Genomic DNA, 18,276 nt, shown 5'->3' on the forward strand with positions numbered 1-18,276 from the left:
AAGGGAGGTAATGAAAAGATGAAAGTATCTTATCACGGTCATTCAGTTGTAAAGATTGAAACGAACGGAAAGGTTATTTTAATTGATCCATTTATTACAGGTAATCCGAAAACAGATTTAAAAGTAGAAGAGGTAACAGTTGATGCAATTATCCTTTCTCATGGACATGGTGATCACGTTGGGGATACAGTAGAATTAGCAAAAAAACATAATGCAGTTGTTATTGCACCGTTTGAGCTTGCGACATTTTTAGGTTGGAAAGGTGTAAATACACATCCAATGCATATTGGAGGTTCTCATGCATTTGAATTCGGAACAGTGAAGTTTACACAAGCATTTCATGGTTCTAGCTATGTTGATGAAGAAAATCAAACGATTACATATACAGGTATGCCAGCAGGGATTGTATTTACTGCAGAAGAAAAAACAATTTATCATGCCGGAGATACAGCGTTGTTCTCGGATATGAAATTAATTGGTTCTCGTCATACAATTGATGTGGCATTTTTACCAATTGGAGATAACTTTACAATGGGCCCAGAGGATGCCGCGTTAGCTGCAGAATGGATTGGAGCGAAAATTGTTGTGCCAATGCACTATAATACCTTCCCAGTTATCGAACAAGATCCGCATCAATTTATAGAGAAATTAACCGGTAGTGTGGGGAAAGTATTAAAAGCAGGAGAAACAATTGAATTATAAAAAAAGAAACCTTCATTTTGCGCGGCAAAGTGAAGGTTTTTACATGTGGGAAGGACATAATGTAAATGTTGGATTTGTTATATTATTTTTAGATTGTAATCTATGTGTTTCTGTTTCAGTTACTTCGTTGATTTCGGTTGCTACTTTCTTTCCATCCACGAACGTTAACAATACCGCACCAATTATTTCTAAAACTTTTTTCATATCATATCGCTCCTTGTCTCTCATTTCTTGTCTTTATTGTACGATAAGAAAATGAAACAAACTATCGAATAAGATGACAAGGAAATTACATAATTGTAAGAAACATGTATCCTTTTGTTATAAAAAAATTAGTACAGATATATAAACATACAGTGTAACAGTTTTGAAAATATAGTATACTAAAAAGATAACACATGAAGAATTTAGGGAAAAGAAAGTATGGTGAAACTACTTGGCTACGAAACACAACCAAATTTTAGAATATATCAACAGTTTGCCAATTGGGCATAAAATTTCTGTGCGCCAAATTGCAAAAGAGTTGAGCGTAAGTGAAGGAACGGCATATCGGGCGATTAAAGATGCGGAAAATAAAGGCTATGTAAGTACAATTGAACGGGTCGGGACAATTCGTATTGAACAAAAAAAGAAAGAAAATATCGAAAAGCTAACATTTGCAGAAGTTGTTAACATCGTGGATGGTCAAGTACTTGGTGGTAGAGAAGGTTTACATAAAACGTTAAACAAGTTTGTAATCGGGGCAATGAAGCTAGAAGCGATGATGCGCTATACGGAAGCAGGGAATTTACTTATTGTCGGAAACCGTACACAGGCACATCAATTAGCGCTTGAAGAAGGAGCGGCTGTACTGATTACAGGTGGATTTGATACAGAAGAGCATGTAAAGAAATTGGCAGATGAATTAAAGCTGCCGATTATTTCGAGCAGCTATGATACATTTACAGTAGCGACGCTCATTAACCGGGCTATTTATGATCAGCTTATAAAAAAAGAAATAGTTCTCGTTGAAGATATTTTAACACCAATTGAAGAGACAGTATATTTACAGCCAAGTGATACGGTGGAAAAATGGCATAAATATAATGAAGAAACGATGCATGGCCGTTATCCGATTGTAGATGAAGCACATAAAGTGCTTGGCATTGTAACGTCCAAAGATATGATCGGTGTAGTAAAAGAAACACCAATTGAAAAAGTAATGACAAAACAGCCGATTACTGTAAACGGAAAAATGTCTGTTGCGGCAGCAGCGCGTATGATGGTGTGGGAAGGGATTGAGCTTCTTCCAGTTGTTGATGATAATAATACATTGCAAGGGATTATTAGTCGTCAAGATGTATTGCAAGCACTCCAAATGATTCAGCGTCAGCCGCAAGTTGGGGAAACGATTGATGATATTGTAACGAATCAATTTATGAATCCGAAAGAAGCAAAACAAGATTCTGCTTACCATTTTTCTGTCACACCACAAATGACAAATTCAATAGGGACTTTGTCATATGGCGTCTTTACAACAATTGTGACAGAAGCGACAAATCGTGTGCTTCGTGCGCAGAAAAAAGGTGACGTCATTGTTGAGAATTTAACCATCTACTTTGTAAAGCCGGTTCAAATTGATAACGTTGTGTCCGTTCATCCGAAAGTGCTAGAAATTGGACGTAAATTTGGTAAGGTTGACGTAGAAGTACGACACGAAGGAAATGTTGTTGGAAAAGCATTGCTCATGGTTCAATTGATTGATCGTTAAGGAGGAAAAGCTGCCTGAAAGGGCAGTTTTTTTATATAAATAAATATCTGGATTTTTGTTCGATGTGTTATGATGGGAAATAAAGGGAGTGGTGTATGTGTTATCTTCTGGTATCTTTTTCGGAAGCATTGCTGTTCTTTATTTTTTAATCATGATTCCAATTTAATACTCCTATATATCTGGCTTGAAAGAAAGAATGAAAAAACAGGTCTCACGCAAAGTGAGTTATATGAAAAAATGTCATTTGAAGAAGAACAAGCGTATTTTAGTTTGCAAGGAAACTTGTTTAACTTACCATCGACTTTTGATGCGAGTCTTATATACAAACTGCGCCATCGTAAATAAGAGCAGTTCAAATGTGAGATAAGCTCTACGATAAAAAACCGCCTAGAGTAAAAAAACTCTAAGCGGTTTTTTGAATTACTGAGTGGTTTCAACTGCGAAATACGACATTCATTGATATGTTAAATGATTCTTATTAGACTGTAACGCCAAATTCACTCAACGCAAGTGCTTGAAAAGTTTGCATATCAATCGTTTGTTTAGATTTATGATTCCCGCTCGTTACGGTATAGGTTTTGTCTGTCAGCGTAATGTGACCATCGTCTGTTAGTTTTGCAAGAAGCGGTGATTTATTAAATGGTGATTGTTCATGGTGGGTAATGATTTGTTGTGCGTTTTGTAAAACTGTTTCATCAATTGGCGACGTGAAGAAATCATAGCCAATTTCTAAAGTGCCATTTTGATATTTTTCAAATGCGTATTCTCCTAAATCTGTTTTTTTCTTTTGAATACGGTATTCACCAGTTAGAGAAGATGCTAGTTCTCCTGTAAACGGAAGAGGTTGCAGGGCATGATGTGAACCGAAACCAACATCAATTAAGTATGGCTGACTGTTATGTTGAAGAATCGTTGCAAAGTGTGTTCCAGTTAGCCGGATTGCTCCATCATTAAATACAGTGCCGCATATCATATGGACCTGAAATCCTAGTTCTTTTAAAGCGTAGTAAAACAAAGGATTCAGCTCATAGCAAACACCGCCGCGCTGGTTGTCTATAATTTTTCTTTTTAAGTTTTCAAAGGTAATATCAATGTTTTCGTTTTGTATAATACTAATATTTTCAAATGGCACATGTTTAGCAAATTGAGATTGTAACGTACGAATATCTTCAAATGTTACATCTTGCTTTTCATATTGAATGCGGTTAAAAAAATCGTGTAGAAAGGTGTTCATTTCATCTCACCTCAAATTATTTTTGTAACTGTTCTGCCTCTTCAATCGCAAGCGGTAAAAAATGCTTATATTGGCGAATACCGTTGTAGAGGCTAGCACCGCCAACAATTACAAATAAAGTTCCAACGATTATACGAGCTGCTGAAAGATCCAAGAAAAATTGGTTCAGGCCAAATAATGCAACAAATAATCCGAGTGCAATCGCTGATTTTCCAGCAAGCCATCCTTTCTCCATGGAACGGTTTGTACGGAAATATTTCGTTTTGTAGAAAAGATACAACATAAATGTAACGATAATACAAAAGACTAATACTGGCATGACCCCAATCCCCCATCTACTTGTATGTTATTTATTTTATTGTAAATCAATTATCGTCCTGTATGAAGTGTTTTGGGTTATAATGGGTATAAATTGGTGAAAAAGGAGACTTTTACATATGCATGAGAAGATTTTAGAAGCAATTAAGCAATTTGATACGATTATTATTCACCGTCATGTACGTCCGGATCCAGATGCATTAGGCTCTCAGTGCGGACTTGGTACAATGCTGCAGCGATCGTTTCCAGAGAAAAAGATTTATATGGTAGGATATAATGAACCGTCTTTAGCATATTTACACGTAATGGATGAAATTGATGATGCTATATATGAAGAGGCGCTTGTTATCGTTTGTGATACAGCAAACCAAGAGCGCGTTTGCGATCAGCGTTATACAAAAGGAAAGCAATTAATTAAAATTGATCATCATCCAAATAAAGATCCGTACGGAGATATTGTTTGGGTAGATACAACTTCTAGTTCTACAAGTGAACTTATTTATGAATTTTATTTATATGGAAAAGACAAAGGGTTAACTTTAACAAAAGAAGCTGCGCGTCTTATTTTAGCTGGTATCGTTGGTGATACAGGCCGTTTCTTATTCCCGAGCACATCGGCAAAAACACTTCGTTATGCATCTGAACTTGTAGACATGGGAGTTGAATTCCCTGCATTATATGATGAAATGTATAAAACGAATGAGCGCATTGCACGTTTAAATGGTTACATTTTACAAAATTTCACAATGGCAGAAGAGGGAGCAGCGTATATTAAGATAACAAAAGAAATATTAGAGCAATTTGATGTACTTCCGTCTGAGGCATCAGGAGTTGTTGGAGCACTTGGAAACATTGAAGGCTTAAAAGCGTGGGTTCTATTTCTAGAGGAAAAAGATGTAATTCGTGTTCGACTTCGTTCAAAAGGACCGGTAATTAATACATTAGCAATGCAATATAACGGTGGAGGGCATCCGATGGCGTCAGGTGCAAAAGCTTTTTCTTGGGAAGAAGCAGATCGTCTTTTTGCAGACTTACGTGAATTGTGTAAATAAGAAGAAAGGTAGAGGGGACTCTACCTTTCTTGTTTTATCTTTACGCTAATTTCGAGTGTAGTGTCAAAAGAAACTGTTTCGATTTCAAATCGATAGACACGGTCGTAATATTTATATACTTTATTTTCAATGACCTTTTTCAGTAGTTCTTTATTATTTGCGACGCTCTGAATATTTTGGGTAAGCAAGTGGCGGAGATCATCACGAATCGAGGTTTTTAATGTTTCAACAGTTAGAGAGTCTACATTGTATTTATCATGATTGACAATCTCAACTTCAATCTCTTGAATCGTTAATATTTTTTTATTTTTTTCATTTTCTTTATTTTGATCTTCAATGATTACATGTAAGTCATCTGTTAACTTCTTTATTTTTGCTTCTTGTTGTTCCAGTGTTTTTGTTTGCACTTCTTGAAATACGCCATATATGTACAAAAAAATAATCCAGCTTAAAATACCGCCAACAGCAGCGCCGCCTAAAAAAAGCTTCCATCGATTGGAGAGTGAGCTTGGAACTCTCATACATGCTCCTGTGTAATCCAATTAATAATAATGAATCCTGTTTGCATACCGCCTGTGGCAAAGAAAATGAGAAGAATTTGTTTCACAATATCTTTTGTATCTCCTCCAAAGAAGCTGCGTTCAAAGCTGTAAAATGTATCAAAAGTCCCGCCAATAGCAGCGACAAGTGCCCAAATTCGTAAATTTTCTGCAAACTGCGTAATCATTGTGAGGGGTGGTTTTCCAACTAAAAAAGCACCGACCCCGCCGATTAACGATCCACCAATCATAACACCAAGGGCAATAAAATAACTTGTAACGAGAAGAGAGAAAAAGCTTTGATTCACTTCCATCATCATTCCCCTTTCTTTTTCATGTATATGGACAAAGAAGGAGAAGTATGTTTTGATTTCACGTATAATAAGAGGTAGTCAAATAGATAAAGAGAGGGCATAAAAGTGAAGTTTGTGCATTTACAATGTCAAACCGTTTATAGTTTATTGAAAAGTGCTTGTAAAATAGACGAGCTTGTTCATCAAGCGAAAGAACTTGGTTTTACAGCATTAGCGATTACAGATGAAAATGTGATGTATGGTGTTGTTCCGTTTTATAAAGCGTGTAAAAAAGCGGGTATTAAGCCGATTATCGGTTTAACAGCTTCGATATGGAATGAAGAAGAGGATCGGTCTTATCCACTTGTTTTACTGGCTGAAAACGAAACTGGGTATAGAAATTTACTCAAAATTTCTAGCAGCATTATGACAAAGTCAAAAGACGGTATTCCAAAGAAATGGCTTGCGCACTATGCAGGCGGATTAATTGCGATTTCTCCAGGGAAAAATGGCGAAATTGAACAACTTGTATTGCAGGGCAAACATGAGGTTGCTGAAGAAGTAGCGAATATGTACAAAAGTATATTTGCAAGCTTTTACATAAGCTTGCAGCACCATGCCATTCAAGAAGAATTATTGCTGCAGGAAGAGCTTCTGCCATTTGCAAAGCAGCTTGGAATTCCGCTTGTGGCGACGAATGATATTCGTTATGTCAAACAAGGCGATGCGATTGTACAGGAATGTTTATTATCCGTTCATAGCGGGACAAAAATGACAGATTCTGAAAGGCCGCGTTTACAAACTGATCAATATTATATGAAATCGCCTTCTGAAATGGAAGCGTTATTCTCTGCTATGCCAGAAGCGATTGAAAATACTGTATGTATTGCAGAGCGCTGTCATGTAGAGATTCAGTTTCATACAAATCAACTTCCGAAGTTTCCGGTACAAACAGATGAGTCATCGGATCGCTTTTTACGCCGCATTTGTGAAGAAGGGCTGAAGAAGCGTTATGAAACAGTGACAGATGTGCATAAGGCACGTCTAGCGCACGAATTAGGCGTTATTTCTCGAATGGGATTTAGTGATTATTTTCTTATTGTATGGGACTTTATGACATACGCTCACGAGCACCGCATTTTAACAGGACCAGGCCGTGGTTCGGCAGCTGGATCACTCGTGTCTTACGTACTGGAAATTACCGATATCGATCCAATTCAGTATGATTTACTGTTTGAACGATTTTTAAATCCAGAGCGTGTTACACTTCCTGATATTGATATTGATTTTCCAGATATCCACCGCGATGAAATGATTCGTTATGTGAAAGATAAATATGGAGAACTACGTGTTGCTCAAATCGTAACATTTGGAACACTTGCAGCAAAAGCAGCGATTCGCGACATTGCAAGAGTAATGGGGCTGCCGCCAAATGAAATTGATATTTTTTCAAAGCATATTCCATCCAGGGTTGGGATTACATTAGAGGAAGCTTATGCAGAATCGCAAGCACTGCAAAATTATATACAAAGTAACCTCATATTTCAAAGGATATTTGATATCGCAAAACGGGTAGAAGGCTTGCCCCGTCATACGTCTATTCATGCAGCCGGAGTGATTATGAGTGAAGAACCGCTTACAAATAGCGTTGCCATTCAAGATGGGCATGATGGTGTATATATTACGCAATATCCCGCAGAGGTATTAGAAGAACTTGGATTGTTAAAGATGGACTTTCTTGGTCTTCGTAATTTAACGTTGCTTGAAAATATTCGTACCTTTGTTGCACAAACAACTGGGACAAATATAGATATAAAGAAATTGCCTCTTCAAGATGCGAAAACATTTGCACTGCTTGGACGAGGAGATACGACTGGAATTTTCCAGCTCGAATCAAGCGGAATGCGGAATGTTTTGCGTTCGTTAAAACCGAATGAGTTTGAAGATATTGTTGCAGTCAACGCGCTATATCGACCAGGACCAATGGAGCAAATTCCGGTGTTTATTGAATCAAAACACGGGAAACGTGCGATTCATTATCTTCATCCTGATTTGAAACCAATTTTAGAAAATACGTATGGAGTTATCGTTTATCAAGAACAAATTATGCAAATTGCCTCTCGTTTAGCAGGATTTTCTCTTGGTGAGGCGGACTTATTACGCCGTGCAGTAAGTAAAAAAAATCGTGATATTTTAGATGAAGAGCGTACTCACTTTGTGAAAGGTTGTTTGCAAAATGGATATGATGAAGAAACTGCCCAAAAAATTTATGATTTAATCGTTCAATTTGCGAATTATGGATTTAACAGAAGTCATGCAGTTGCTTATAGTATGATTGGATATCAGCTTGCCTATTTAAAAGCAAATTATCCGCTGCAGTTTATGACAGCACTATTATCAAGTGCAATTGGAAATGAAGAGAAGATTGTACAATATGTTCGGGAAACAAAGCGAAAAGGATTTCATGTTTTACCTCCATCTCTTCATAAGAGCAGTTATGATTTTCATGTTGAAGGAAATGCAATTCGGTATAGTTTACTTGCTATTCGCAATGTAGGGATGGCGACAGTGAAAGCCTTGATTGAAGAAAGGAACAAAAAAACATTTCAAGATTTATTTGAGTTTTGTTTACGCATGCCGGCGAAGTTTGTAACAGAACGCAATTTAGAAACAATGATTTGGGCGGGTTGTTTTGATGATTTTGAGGTTTCACGTTCGTCCTTGTTTAACAGTATTAAAGGTGCGTTAGAATATGCGAGCTTAGCACGTGAAATTGGCGAGGAACTTGTGCCGAAGTCAGAGTATGCACAAGAGGCAGAGCTATCTTTTATCGAACAATTAAATAAAGAGAAAGAAGCACTAGGTTTTTATTTATCAAGTTATCCAACTGCACAGTACGAACCGCTTGTTAAACAATTGGAAATTCCGACACTTGCACAAGCGATGAAGCAGCAAAGAAAAGTGCAGCGGGCAATTGTGTATTTGACAAATATAAAAATCATTCGGACAAAAAAATTACAAAAGATGGCGTTTGTCACGTTTTGTGATCAAAATAATGAAATGGAAGCAGTTGTATTTCCTGAAACATATATCCATTTTGCAGAGCGGTTACAAGAAGGTGAAATTGTTTTAATAGAAGGTACAATTGAACAGCGAAATCACAAGCTGCAATGGATTATAAATGGTGTCTATCCGCTAGAACAAATGGATACTTACGATAAAATGAAAGACGCTTCTATTTACGTGAAAGTACCATCACAGTATGAAAAAAGGCTGTTAAACAATGTAACAAAAATATTATTTCACTATTCAGGTTTTGTGAAAGTACTAATTTATTATGAAAAAGAGCATAAGATGGTACAATTATCTCGTAGTTTATCCATTCATCCAAGTGAAGAATGCCTACAAGCACTTTATGAGGTAGTCGGGAAGGAAAATGTCGTTGTAAAAATATAATGGACAATTTCCCTCCATTTCGATTATAGTAATAATAGCGTTCGTGGTCAGACCACCTTGGAGAATGAATAATGATATTCAGCAAGAACATATGAGGAGAGTGGATCGTTTGTCAACACTTCGTGAAGAAGCACTTCACATGCATAGAGTGCATCAAGGAAAATTAGAAACTGTATCAAAAGTAAAGGTAGAAAATGCAAAAGATTTAAGTCTTGCGTATTCTCCAGGGGTTGCAGAACCATGTAAAGTTATTTATGACGATAAAAGCAAGGTATACGAATATACAATGAAGGGCAATATGGTAGCAGTTGTAACAGATGGAACGGCTGTGTTAGGTCTTGGAAATATTGGACCGGAAGCATCTCTTCCAGTTATGGAAGGTAAAGCTGTATTATTTAAGAGCTTTGCTGGTGTAGATGCATTTCCAATTGCTTTAAATACAAATGATGTAGATAAAATTGTTGAAACTGTAAAATTAATGGAGCCAACTTTTGGCGGCGTAAACTTAGAAGATATTGCAGCGCCAAACTGCTTCATTATTGAAGAGCGTTTAAAGAAAGAAGCAAATATTCCTGTATTCCACGATGATCAGCATGGGACAGCAATTGTAACAGTAGCGGGTCTTGTAAATGCATTAAAGCTAGTTGGAAAGAAAATGTCTGATATTAAAGTTGTCGCAAACGGTGCCGGAGCAGCTGGCATTGCGATTATTAAACTTTTATATCGCTACGGCGTACGTGACATTATTATGTGCGATACGAAAGGTGCGATTTTTGAAGGTCGTCCTGTTGGTATGAATCCTGTGAAAAATGAAGTTGCAAAATATACGAATAAAAATCGTGTAGAGGGTTCATTAGCAGAGGTGATTCAAGGTGCAGATGTGTTCATCGGTGTATCTGCAGAAGGCGCATTAACAGAAGAAATGGTTCGTTCTATGAACAAAGATGCAATTATCTTTGCGATGGCGAATCCAAATCCAGAAATTATGCCAGAAATCGCAAAAGCAGCTGGAGCAGCTGTTGTAGGTACAGGTCGTTCGGACTTCCCGAACCAAGTAAACAACGTATTAGCTTTTCCTGGTATTTTCCGCGGTGCTCTTGACGTACATGCAACGCAAATTAATGAAGAAATGAAGATTGCAGCAGTAAAAGCAATTGCTGAGCTTGTATCAGCTGAAGAACTGAATGAGGATTATATTATTCCAGCTCCATTCGATGCGCGCGTAGCACCGCAAGTGGCAGCGTATGTAGCGAAAGCTGCAATGGAAACAGGTGTTGCTCGCCGTCAAGTCGATCCGAATGAAGTAGCTGAGAAAACAAGAAAACTAGCGATTATCGGTAAAGAATAAGCGAGGAGTGTCCATTGACATCATCACAAACAAAAGTATACCTGGAAATAGTGAAAAAAATCCGTTCTATTATAAAAGAGGACGGATTAGAAGCAGGTAATCGCCTGCCATCTGAACGAGAGCTAAGCGCACGTTTAAATGTTGGTCGTTCCTCTGTTCGTGAAGCGCTCAGAGCGCTGGAATTGGTCGGCTTAATTGAAACGCGGCGCGGTGAAGGGACGTTCATTCGAAATTTTTATGAAAATGGTCTTGTGCAATTAATTGCACCGTTCGTATTACAAGATGAAAAAACGCGGCAAGATTTGTTACAAATGAAAGAGTTGCTTGAGAGGGATGCGATTCGTGTTTTATGTCAAATGCAGACAGAAGACTGCTTAAAGGCACTTAAGGCAATTTTTTCTGATGAACAGTCATCTATCGCTGAATTTCATCAAAACTTTTTAAAAACGCTTGTAGAGCAAGTAGATAATTTTTTAATGTATCGTGTTTGGATGATTGTACATGACTACGCTTCGACGCTTTCTTGTGATGTTCATTTAAACGCGAGAGAGTTGCATGAAAAGCTATATAAAGCATTAGAGAATAAGCAGGAACAAACAGCAATAGAGCTTTATGATGCAATCATAGAGAACATACAGTTTCATTTGTAATTCTAACATCTATACAAAATTTGTCGAAATGACCATGACACGTTCTGACAAACATTCTGCCAGACAACGTTTAAAGTTAAACGTAAAGAGATGGGTTATAAGACAAATTGAGAAAACAAGGCTAACACTTATTAATGTAGGTGTTAGCCACATTTTCTTACTCGTTAACCTTAGCTCTTTTATCACCTAAAGGAGGGTCAAACTTTGCTACGAGATTTATTCCAAAAGAAGAAAAAATATGCTGCAATTCCTTCAGAGCAAGTAAGAAGAGATGTACCGGACGGTGTCATGACAAAATGTCCGAAATGCAAAAAAATCATGTATACGAAAGAACTTCTGAAGAATTTAAAAGTATGTGTTAACTGTGGGTATCATCATCCGATGAACGCATGGGAGCGTCTTGAAAGTTTGTTAGATGAAAATTCATTTCGTGAATATGACAAAGAAATGATTTCGGCAAACCCGCTTCACTTCCCTGGTTATGAGGAGAAACTTGAGAGCGATCGTAAAAAAACTGGATTAAACGAAGCAGTTGTGACAGGAGAAGGAACAATCGAGAATATGCTCGTTGTTGTTGCGGTTATGGATTCAAGGTTTCGAATGGGAAGCATGGGCTCTGTTGTAGGTGAAAAAATTGCGCGTGCTGCTGAAAAAGCACATGAAATGAAAGTGCCGTTTCTTATTTTTACCGCATCAGGCGGAGCTCGTATGCAAGAGGGTATTTTAAGTTTAATGCAAATGGCGAAGACGAGTGTTGCTTTGAAAAAGCATAGCGATGCAGGCGGTTTATTCATTTCTATTATGACACATCCAACGACGGGCGGAGTTTCCGCGAGCTTTGCTTCACTTGGTGACTACAATCTAGCAGAACCAGGCGCATTAATTGGATTTGCAGGTCGTCGTGTAATTGAACAGACTGTTCGTGAAAAATTGCCGGAGGACTTCCAAACGGCAGAGTTCTTACTGGAACATGGACAATTAGATGCAGTTGTGCACCGTAATGATATGAGAGATACACTCCGCAAGATTTTAGAAGTTCATCAAGGGGAGGAAGTGGCGTCATGGCAGAATTAGAATTTGAAAAGCCGGTTGTTGAGCTGAAAAATAAGATTCTTGAATTAAAAGAGTATACAAAAAACAGCCAGATGGACTTCAGTGAAGAAATCCGTATTTTGGAAGATAAGTTAGAGCATTTAGAGGAAGAAATATACGGCAATATGAAAGTATGGGACCGTGTTCAAATTGCTCGTCATGCCGAAAGACCGACAACACTTGATTATATTGAGCACTTATTTACTGACTTTTTTGAGTGTCATGGAGATCGCCTATTTGGTGATGATGCAGCAATTGTCGGCGGTATTGCGAAATATAATGGAATGCCTATAACGGTAATTGGCCATCAGCGCGGAAAAGATACGAAAGAAAATATTCGCCGAAATTTTGGAATGCCTCACCCAGAAGGCTATCGCAAAGCAATGCGCCTTATGAAACAAGCAGAGAAATTTAATCGTCCTATCATTTGCTTTATTGATACGAAAGGTGCATATCCTGGAAAAGCAGGTGAAGAACGTGGACAAAGCGAAGCGATTGCACGTAATTTATTTGAAATGGCAGGACTCTCTGTACCGGTTATATGCATTGTGATTGGTGAAGGCGGCAGTGGCGGTGCGTTAGGACTTGGTATTGGGAATTATGTCCACATGTTAGAAAACTCCACGTATTCAGTTATTTCTCCCGAAGGAGCGGCAGCAATTCTTTGGAAAGATGCTACGAAAGCAAAAGAAGCTGCTGAAGCGATGAAAATTACGGCGGCTGATTTGAAAGAATTAGGTGTAATTGATGAAATGATTCCAGAAGCTCGCGGCGGTGCGCATCGCAACGTTAAAGAACAAGCGGAATATATAAACCGTACCTTACTAAAAACATTCCAACAATTAGAAGGTGTTTCAAAAGAGGAACTGGTTGAAAATCGTTATACAAAATATATGAAAATTGGGCAAGTTTCGTTTTCAAACGCTTCCATTGGGGTAAAATAGAAAAAGCGTGCGTTCCATCTCGCGAATGCACGTTTTTCTTATGAAAAGACACATCTTCTCCATTGTCATTTTATCTTTCTTCATGTTATTTTATTATAAGGCAAATAATCTTTATGAGGTGAGTACTAATGAAACGTATTGGTGTGTTAACAAGTGGTGGAGATTCACCTGGTATGAACGCTGCTATTCGTGCGGTTGTTCGTAAAGCGATGTACCACGATCTAGAAGTGTATGGTATCTATCATGGATACGCAGGATTAATTTCTGGTCATATTGAAAAATTAGAGTTAGGTTCTGTAGGCGATATTATCCACCGCGGTGGAACGAAATTATATACAGCAAGATGCCCTGAGTTCAAAGAACTAGAAGGACAATTAAAAGGAATTGAACAATTAAAGAAATTTGGTATTGAAGGACTTGTTGTTATTGGTGGAGATGGTTCTTACCAAGGTGCAAAAAAATTAACAGAGCATGGTTTCCCATGTGTAGGTGTACCGGGCACAATTGATAATGATATTCCTGGTACTGATTTTACAATTGGCTTTGATACAGCTTTAAACACTGTTATTGATGCAATTGATAAAATTCGTGATACAGCTACATCTCATGAACGTACATATGTAATTGAAGTAATGGGCCGTCATGCGGGAGATATTGCGTTATGGGCAGGTTTAGCGGACGGTGCAGAAACAATTTTAATTCCGGAAGCAGACTATGAAATGAACGATGTAATTGCTCGTTTAAAACGCGGTAGCGAACGCGGGAAGAAACATAGTATTATTGTCGTAGCTGAAGGTGTTGGCAGCGCGATTGAAATCGGTAAACAAATTGAAGAAGCAACAAACTTTGATACACGCGTTACAGTATTAGGTCACGTACAGCGCGGAGGATCTCCAAGTGCGATGGACCGTGTATTAGCAAGCCGTCTTGGTGCAAGAGCAGTTGAGCTTTTATTAGAAGGAAAAGGTGGCCGCTGCGTAGGTATTCAAAACAATCAACTTGTTGATCATGATATTATTGAAGCGTTAGCGCAAAAACATCAACTTGATTTAGATGTGTATCAGTTATCAAAAGAATTATCCATCTAATTGGCGTAGTGTCGGATTGGTGGTAACGTTTTCATAAATATTTGGAGGTGCGTTATGCGCAAAACTAAAATTGTATGTACAATTGGTCCTGCTAGCGAAAGTATTGAAAAATTAGAACAATTAATGGGAGCGGGTATGAACGTTTGTCGTTTAAACTTCTCTCACGGTAGCCATGAAGAGCACGGAGCACGTATTAAAACCATCCGTGAAGCTGCGAAGAAAACTGGTAAAACTGTAGCAATCTTACTTGATACAAAAGGTCCAGAAATTCGTACACATGACTTTGTAGACGGACAAGCTGAGCTAAAAACAGGTGCAGAAGTTGTTATTTCTACAGAGCAAGTATTAGGAACTGCTGAAAAGTTCTCTGTAACTTACGCGGGACTTTATGATGATGTCGATGCAGGTTCTCGCATTCTAATCGATGATGGTCTCATTGAGTTAGAGGTAATCGGAAAAGCGAACGGTGATATCCGCACAAAAGTATTAAACAGCGGTACTGTAAAAAATAAAAAAGGTGTAAACGTACCAAACGTAAGCATTAAGCTTCCTGGTATTACAGAAAAAGACATTCAAGATATCATCTTCGGTATCGGGCAAAATGTTGACTTTATCGCAGCTTCTTTCGTACGCAAAGCATCTGACGTATTAGAAATTCGTGAGCTATTAGAAGAGCACGGAGCACAACATATTCAAATCATTCCAAAAATCGAGAACCAAGAAGGTATCGATAATATCGACTCTATCCTAGAAGTTTCTGACGGCTTAATGGTAGCGCGCGGTGACATGGGTGTAGAAATTCCACCAGAAGAAGTACCGTTAGTGCAAAAGCGTCTAATCAAAAAATGTAATGTATTAGGGAAGCCAGTCATCACTGCAACGCAAATGTTAGATTCTATGCAGCGTAACCCTCGTCCAACACGCGCGGAAGCAAGTGACGTAGCGAACGCTATTTTCGATGGCACAGATGCAATCATGCTTTCTGGTGAAACAGCAGCAGGTTTATACCCACTTGAAGCGGTACAAATGATGGCAAACATCGCGATTCGTGTTGAGAAATCACTGCAATATGAAGACATGTTCCAAAAACGTCTTAAAGAGCAATCTAGCACAATTACAGATGCAATTAGTCAATCTGTTGCACATACAGCAATCGCACTTGATGTAGCGGCAATCGTAGCTCCTACAGAAAGCGGCTATACTGCGAAAATGATCTCTAAATATCGTCCGAAATCTCCAATCGTAGCAGTAACATCTAATGAACAAGTATGCCGTCGTCTTGCGCTTGCATGGGGTGTACAAGCGTATATGGCAGAGGAAAAGGCAAAATCTACAGACGAAATGTTAGAAACTGCTATTGAAACAGCTATGGATGCAGGTATGATTGGCCTTGGTGATACAGTTGTTATTACTGCCGGTGTACCAGTTGCTGAAACTGGCACAACAAACTTAATGAAAATTCATGTTGTTGGCGAACAAATCGCTAAAGGACAAGGAATTGGCCGTAAAACAGCAAAAGGTAAAGTTGTTGTAGCGAAAACAGCTGAAGAAGCATTAGCAAACGTAACAGAAGGTTCTATCCTTGTTACAACAAGTACTGATAAAGATATGATTCCTGCAATTGAAAAAGCTGCAGCTCTTGTTGTAGAAGAAGGCGGCTTAACAAGCCATGCAGCGGTTGTTGGTGTAACAATTGGTATTCCAGTTATCGTTGGTGTAGAAACTGCGACTGCTATCCTAAAAAATGGTCAAGAAGTAACAGTTGATGCAGCGCGTGGAATTGTATATAATGGACATGCGGAAGTGCTATAAGAAATAATATGTAGGGAAGGATGGAAATCCTTCTCTTTTTTTTACTCAATTTGAAAACATGAGGTGAGAGGAATGAAGGTATTTCTCTTTTTGTTAATTTTAATTCCAGCGTTAGAGGTTACGGTATTGATTGGATCGAGTCAATTGATTGGGCTGTGGCCGACGTTTTGTGTGATTGTAGTAATGAGTATCATGGGAGCATATATAGCGAAACGGCAAGGAGTAGCAGTTTGGAGAGATATTCAGTATCGGTTAAGTAGAGGTGAGATTCCAGGTGATGCTGTATTAGATGCGATTTGCATTTTTGCAGGCGGTATACTTCTGCTAATCCCAGGGTATATAACAGATTGTATAGGATTGTTTTTATTGATTCCGATAGCGAGAAAACCGGTGAAATATATGATAATCAAATGGATGGAACGAAAAATAAACCGAAATAACACTATTATTGTGCAAAAATAACGCTTGAAAGAGGAAACTCTTCAAGCGTTATTTTTTGTCGAAAATACAAATGAATAAATATTCATTTGTAGAAAAAGGAAGAAAAAGATTGAATTTTTATTCGTATTAGTGAATAAAAAAACAAGGAGAGATTTCTCCTTGTTTTTAGTTGATTTTTATTGATGAAAATTCACTTTATACTGTCCGTAAGAGCCCGATTGGTTCAACTAACCATAAGTAGGAAAACCGCCTACTTATGGAAGTTTCACTTTACCCCTTTATGAACTTCCAAAGATCTTTAAATACATTTGCTTTATGCAATGTATTTAATAACACGAGTGTTACAGGGCCAATAATCAATCCTAAAAAACCAAATAATTTAAATCCGATAAATAAAGAAAATAATGTTGGAAGTGGATCGAGTCCGATGTTGGATGATAATACCTTTGGTTCCATTAATTGTCGCTGTACAATGACAACGATATATAAAATGAGTAAACCAAGTGCGAAAGCAGTATCTCCTGTAAAGAATACATAAATAATCCATGGAACGAAAACAGTCCCTGTTCCTAAGTATGGAAGTAAATCAACAACTCCTGTAATAAGGGCGATAGTAATTGCGTATGGTACACGCAAAATTAATAGGCCGATTAGAACGATAATGGTTGTCATTGATATAAGTGTAAATTGTGCTTTTACAAATCCAAACAAAGCTTTTCGTAAATCAACAAAAATTGTTTTTCCATAGCCGTGTAACCGATTAGGCAATAATTTTTCAATTTTATGGGCGAGACGGTGCCAATCAAAGCTAATAAAGAAAGTGGCTAATAAGACGAATACAAGAACAGTTAACATAGTCGGAAGAGCGCTAATGAAATTTGTTAATCCGCTTATAATAGCTGTCAAAATAGTTTTCATTTGCTGAGTTGCTTCTGCCCCAAGGTTTTGAATGTTTGTTGTAATCGTAATTTGTTGTGTTGCTCCAAGGTGATTAAATTTAGCAATCAAATCATTGTAAAGCGGCATAATGTTGGTGAGTGCGAATTCTTGCAGATACTGAACCATAGCCGGGAATTTTTCAGGTACAATTTGTAATAAGTAAGTTGCTGCGGAAATCGCTTCTGTTACAAGATACGTAACGAGTCCAACGATAGCCCCAAATACAAGGATGAGGCTAATAAAAACAGACAAAGCACGAGGAAATCGTAGTTTTTGATCAAGAAAGTTTACAACTGGATTGATCAAATATGCAATTGCAAAAGCGATAATAAATGGGTATACCAGACCTGCTATATATATGAGTGCGTATACTCCTAATATAGTTGCTGCAATGACAAAGAGAAGTCGAAGTGCTATGTATAGTGAATGTCGATTCAAAGGTCTTTCCCCCTTTGCAAAATATGTTGTGTATGAGCTAAAGTTGTGTAAATGTTCACTTATCAAATGATGAGATGCTTTGATGCCTCTTCTGTAAATGGTATGATATTGTATGGGTTTTTCCCTTTTTATTTTACCTTTTTCTTATAAGAAAGAAAAGGAAAGCAAAGTCCATTTGGT

General features: G+C 37.8%; 17 protein-coding genes and 1 pseudogene. 12 read left to right on the top strand and 6 right to left on the bottom strand.

The window, feature by feature from the left end; all coding sequences use genetic code 11:
- Positions 1 to 18: 18 nt before the first annotated feature.
- A complete protein-coding gene (locus ACTDJC_RS00930) occupies positions 19 to 702 on the top strand; it encodes a metal-dependent hydrolase (protein WP_440602454.1) in 684 nt (227 codons plus the stop codon).
- Between the two features lie 39 nt (positions 703 to 741).
- On the opposite strand, the gene ACTDJC_RS00935 is transcribed toward ACTDJC_RS00930, so the two are convergent.
- On the bottom strand, positions 742 to 906 hold the full coding sequence (locus ACTDJC_RS00935; protein WP_440602455.1) for a hypothetical protein: 165 nt from the start codon (positions 904 to 906) through the stop codon (positions 742 to 744).
- A 232-nt stretch (positions 907 to 1,138) separates the two neighbouring features.
- On the opposite strand from ACTDJC_RS00935, the gene ACTDJC_RS00940 reads away from it, so the two are divergent.
- Positions 1,139 to 2,452, top strand: a complete 1,314-nt coding sequence (locus tag ACTDJC_RS00940; RefSeq protein ID WP_230573723.1) for a CBS domain-containing protein — start codon at positions 1,139 to 1,141, stop codon at positions 2,450 to 2,452.
- Positions 2,453 to 2,549: 97 nt separating this feature from the next.
- Positions 2,550 to 2,797: pseudogene (locus ACTDJC_RS00945) on the top strand (DUF3949 domain-containing protein).
- A gap of 133 nt (positions 2,798 to 2,930) precedes the next feature.
- Here ACTDJC_RS00945 and ACTDJC_RS00950 read toward each other — a convergent pair.
- Both ACTDJC_RS00950 and ACTDJC_RS00955 read right to left on the bottom strand, forming a co-directional pair.
- Positions 2,931 to 3,686, bottom strand: coding sequence for an arylamine N-acetyltransferase family protein (locus ACTDJC_RS00950; RefSeq protein WP_440602456.1), 756 nt, complete (start codon positions 3,684 to 3,686; stop codon positions 2,931 to 2,933).
- Between the two features lie 16 nt (positions 3,687 to 3,702).
- Entirely contained in the window at positions 3,703 to 4,005 is a 303-nt protein-coding gene (locus tag ACTDJC_RS00955; RefSeq protein WP_098305360.1) for a YtpI family protein, read from the bottom strand.
- A gap of 118 nt (positions 4,006 to 4,123) precedes the next feature.
- On the opposite strand from ACTDJC_RS00955, the gene ACTDJC_RS00960 reads away from it, so the two are divergent.
- Complete coding sequence (locus ACTDJC_RS00960) at positions 4,124 to 5,056, top strand: DHH family phosphoesterase (protein ID WP_440602457.1); 933 nt, start codon at positions 4,124 to 4,126, stop codon at positions 5,054 to 5,056.
- A gap of 20 nt (positions 5,057 to 5,076) precedes the next feature.
- Here ACTDJC_RS00960 and ytrI read toward each other — a convergent pair whose 3' ends face one another.
- Together ytrI and ACTDJC_RS00970 are read right to left on the bottom strand one after the other, a co-directional pair.
- Positions 5,077 to 5,577, bottom strand: coding sequence for a sporulation membrane protein YtrI (gene ytrI / locus ACTDJC_RS00965; RefSeq protein ID WP_098305356.1), 501 nt, complete (start codon positions 5,575 to 5,577; stop codon positions 5,077 to 5,079).
- Positions 5,574 to 5,915, bottom strand: a complete 342-nt coding sequence (locus ACTDJC_RS00970; RefSeq protein WP_098305354.1) for a YtrH family sporulation protein — start codon at positions 5,913 to 5,915, stop codon at positions 5,574 to 5,576. Before ACTDJC_RS00970 ends, ytrI begins: the two co-directional genes overlap by 4 nt.
- Positions 5,916 to 6,014: 99 nt before the next feature.
- Between ACTDJC_RS00970 and dnaE the strand changes: the two genes are divergently transcribed.
- From dnaE to ACTDJC_RS01010, 8 genes are all read left to right on the top strand, one after another.
- Positions 6,015 to 9,344, top strand: a complete 3,330-nt coding sequence (gene dnaE, locus ACTDJC_RS00975) for a DNA polymerase III subunit alpha (protein WP_440602458.1) — start codon at positions 6,015 to 6,017, stop codon at positions 9,342 to 9,344.
- Positions 9,345 to 9,435: 91 nt separating this feature from the next.
- Positions 9,436 to 10,692, top strand: coding sequence for an NAD(P)-dependent malic enzyme (locus ACTDJC_RS00980; protein ID WP_176524509.1), 1,257 nt, complete (start codon positions 9,436 to 9,438; stop codon positions 10,690 to 10,692).
- A gap of 14 nt (positions 10,693 to 10,706) precedes the next feature.
- Positions 10,707 to 11,342, top strand: coding sequence for a FadR/GntR family transcriptional regulator (locus ACTDJC_RS00985; protein ID WP_098305348.1), 636 nt, complete (start codon positions 10,707 to 10,709; stop codon positions 11,340 to 11,342).
- A gap of 204 nt (positions 11,343 to 11,546) precedes the next feature.
- Positions 11,547 to 12,416 carry an acetyl-CoA carboxylase, carboxyltransferase subunit beta gene (gene accD, locus ACTDJC_RS00990; protein WP_098305346.1) on the top strand — a complete coding sequence of 290 codons (870 nt, stop codon included), beginning with the start codon at positions 11,547 to 11,549 and terminating at the stop codon, positions 12,414 to 12,416.
- Complete coding sequence (accA, locus tag ACTDJC_RS00995) at positions 12,404 to 13,378, top strand: acetyl-CoA carboxylase carboxyl transferase subunit alpha (protein WP_440602459.1); 975 nt, start codon at positions 12,404 to 12,406, stop codon at positions 13,376 to 13,378. The genes accD and accA overlap by 13 nt, the downstream gene beginning before the upstream one ends.
- 128 nt (positions 13,379 to 13,506) lie before the next feature.
- Positions 13,507 to 14,466, top strand: a complete 960-nt coding sequence (pfkA, locus tag ACTDJC_RS01000) for a 6-phosphofructokinase (RefSeq protein WP_098305342.1) — start codon at positions 13,507 to 13,509, stop codon at positions 14,464 to 14,466.
- Between the two features lie 54 nt (positions 14,467 to 14,520).
- Positions 14,521 to 16,278 (top strand): pyruvate kinase, encoded by a 1,758-nt coding sequence (pyk, locus tag ACTDJC_RS01005; protein ID WP_098305340.1) that lies wholly within the window; start codon positions 14,521 to 14,523, stop codon positions 16,276 to 16,278.
- Between the two features lie 72 nt (positions 16,279 to 16,350).
- Positions 16,351 to 16,740, top strand: coding sequence for an FxsA family protein (locus ACTDJC_RS01010; RefSeq protein ID WP_098305338.1), 390 nt, complete (start codon positions 16,351 to 16,353; stop codon positions 16,738 to 16,740).
- Between the two features lie 249 nt (positions 16,741 to 16,989).
- Here the strand turns inward: ACTDJC_RS01010 and ytvI are convergent, their stop codons facing one another.
- Positions 16,990 to 18,096, bottom strand: a complete 1,107-nt coding sequence (gene ytvI / locus ACTDJC_RS01015; RefSeq protein ID WP_098305336.1) for a sporulation integral membrane protein YtvI — start codon at positions 18,094 to 18,096, stop codon at positions 16,990 to 16,992.
- Between the last annotated feature and the right edge of the window lie 180 nt (positions 18,097 to 18,276).

Source organism: Bacillus sp. GB_SG_008, assembly GCF_052038115.1.
GTDB lineage: Bacteria > Bacillota > Bacilli > Bacillales > Bacillaceae_G > Bacillus_A > Bacillus_A rhizoplanae.

Coding starts and splice junctions, on each gene's coding strand:
- pfkA (WP_098305342.1), top strand. CDS start 13,507: ATGAAACGTATTGGTGTGTTAACAAGTGGTGGAGATTCACCTGGTATG.
- ACTDJC_RS00960 (WP_440602457.1), top strand. CDS start 4,124: ATGCATGAGAAGATTTTAGAAGCAATTAAGCAATTTGATACGATTATT.
- ACTDJC_RS00935 (WP_440602455.1), bottom strand. CDS start 906: ATGAAAAAAGTTTTAGAAATAATTGGTGCGGTATTGTTAACGTTCGTG.
- ACTDJC_RS00950 (WP_440602456.1), bottom strand. CDS start 3,686: ATGAACACCTTTCTACACGATTTTTTTAACCGCATTCAATATGAAAAG.
- accA (WP_440602459.1), top strand. CDS start 12,404: ATGGCAGAATTAGAATTTGAAAAGCCGGTTGTTGAGCTGAAAAATAAG.
- ACTDJC_RS00955 (WP_098305360.1), bottom strand. CDS start 4,005: ATGCCAGTATTAGTCTTTTGTATTATCGTTACATTTATGTTGTATCTT.
- ytrI (WP_098305356.1), bottom strand. CDS start 5,577: ATGAGAGTTCCAAGCTCACTCTCCAATCGATGGAAGCTTTTTTTAGGC.
- ACTDJC_RS00980 (WP_176524509.1), top strand. CDS start 9,436: ATGAGGAGAGTGGATCGTTTGTCAACACTTCGTGAAGAAGCACTTCAC.
- ACTDJC_RS00970 (WP_098305354.1), bottom strand. CDS start 5,915: ATGATGATGGAAGTGAATCAAAGCTTTTTCTCTCTTCTCGTTACAAGT.
- ACTDJC_RS00930 (WP_440602454.1), top strand. CDS start 19: ATGAAAGTATCTTATCACGGTCATTCAGTTGTAAAGATTGAAACGAAC.
- pyk (WP_098305340.1), top strand. CDS start 14,521: ATGCGCAAAACTAAAATTGTATGTACAATTGGTCCTGCTAGCGAAAGT.
- ACTDJC_RS01010 (WP_098305338.1), top strand. CDS start 16,351: ATGAAGGTATTTCTCTTTTTGTTAATTTTAATTCCAGCGTTAGAGGTT.